This window comes from Ochrobactrum sp. C6C9, from assembly GCF_022627935.1.
Classification (GTDB): domain Bacteria; phylum Pseudomonadota; class Alphaproteobacteria; order Rhizobiales; family Rhizobiaceae; genus Brucella; species Brucella teleogrylli.
This window is the reverse complement of the sequence record NZ_JABXGB010000080.1, coordinates 1-1,708: the sequence shown is the minus strand read 5'-3', so window position 1 is coordinate 1,708 and position 1,708 is coordinate 1. Positions and strand designations below refer to the sequence as shown.

The following is a 1,708-nucleotide window of genomic DNA, read 5'->3' as shown; positions in this document are numbered from 1 at the left end:
ATCTGAACAGGGCACGCGACCTAAAAATGTCGCATCTCTATCTTGCCCATCTGTCGCATCTGTATATTGCTGTTATATATGTCGATCACATAAGATAGATTATGGAACAATCATGTTCATGAAACGGCGATGTGAAAGCACGTCCAGCTCCACGACTATTCGATGAACCAGACAATTACGCCAACCGTCATCAAGCGATCTAGCGTGGTTCAGTTCAACCACGCTAGATCGAAATGTCAGCGACGTCGCGCGACGTAAAGATGTCCGGGAACCGGCGATCCTTGTTCGCTACGCACGGTGATGTTTTCACAGCGGATGCAGTCCATGCCGTGCGCATCCAGCATTGCTGTCACGTATGATTTTGCATGCGCGAAACGCTGATAATCGCCGACCATAAACGCCCGGCCCGCAAAGCGCGTATCGTCCTGCGTTTCACTGGAGAAGCCAAAATAGCCGTCCGGCTCCAGTTGCGTCGCCACGCCTGCAAAGAACCGATCCAGTTCGCCCATATAAGGCAGCACGTCGGTTGCCACGATGAGGTCCCAGTTGTCCTCGGCTGTGGTTTCCAGAAAGCGTACCGCTTCGCCGACGAAAAGCGCGTCGTAATCACCTTTTTCAAAAGCGACTTCGATCATGTTTTCAGAAATGTCCACACCGGTCTTGTGCGTCGCCATGTCGTCGAGCGCATCGGCGGAAAGGCCCGTACCGCAGCCAAGATCGAGCATACGGTCACGATGAAACTCGTCATCGATCTCCAGCAATATTTCGCGCAATTGCAGCGGCACGTCGTAACCAAGCTGGTCCACGAGAATTGTGTCGAACATTTCCGCATGCTGGTCGAACAGCGTTGCCACATAAGCATCGGGAGCTTTCAGCGGAACAGCGCCGCGTCCCATGCTGGCAAGCCGCACAGTCGCGCCGCCATGATCGTCGGGATCAATGGCCAGAACTTCTTCATAGGCCTTAGCAGCGCCGTCGAAATCGCCAGCCTTTTCAAGCGCAAGCGCACGATCATAGGCTTCCGCCAGAGCGTCCTCATCGAAGGTTTTGTCGTCGGTCTGCGCCATTGTCTTATGCCTTTTCAAAGTCTGATGGTCGTGCAGCTTATTTATGATCGGCCAGTTTTCGCGCAATCACCGCGCAAGCCATAAGCTGTATCTGATGAAACAGCATCAATGGTAGCACAATACTGCCGACATTGGCGCTCGCGAAAATGGCACTAGCCATCGGCGCACCACTGGCAAGGCTTTTCTTGGAGCCGCAAAACAGGATGGTTATGCAATCAGCGCGATTGAAACCCAGTCGCTTGCTGCCGTACCAGGTAATCAACAGGACGGCAATCAGCAGCACGATGTTGACACCGACCATCATCACCAGATCGTCCCAGGAGACCGATTTCCAAAGGCCTTCCACGATGGCTTCGCTGAAAGCCAGATAGACGACCATCAGGATCGAACCGCGATCCACGAAGCTGAGCGGCTTGCTGTTGCGCCGCATGAAATTGCCGATCCAGGGCTGCAGGATTTGACCCAGAACGAAGGGCAGCAGCAATTGCAGCAGAATAGATTCAAACGCATCGAGAGAGATGCCGCCTCCTCCGCTTTGCACCGCAAAAAGCAAGCCCACCAGCAGTGGCGTCAGAAACATGCCGAAAATATTCGACGCAGAAGCCGAGACAATCGCCGCGGACACATTGCCACCCGCCATC

The 1,708-nt window shown here is 53.9% G+C and carries 2 protein-coding genes; both read right to left on the bottom strand.

Features of this window, described 5'->3' with window-relative positions; translation table 11 throughout:
- Nucleotides 1–236: 236 nt before the first annotated feature.
- The gene (locus HWD97_RS24105) at nt 237–1,067 is read right to left on the bottom strand and encodes a methyltransferase domain-containing protein (protein ID WP_171317878.1); all 831 of its coding nucleotides are present in this window, start codon (nt 1,065–1,067) and stop codon (nt 237–239) included.
- A 37-nt stretch (nt 1,068–1,104) separates the two neighbouring features.
- Nucleotides 1,105–1,708, bottom strand: a 604-nt coding sequence (locus HWD97_RS24100; RefSeq protein WP_371835788.1) for a bile acid:sodium symporter, incomplete at its 5' end; no start/stop codon positions are given.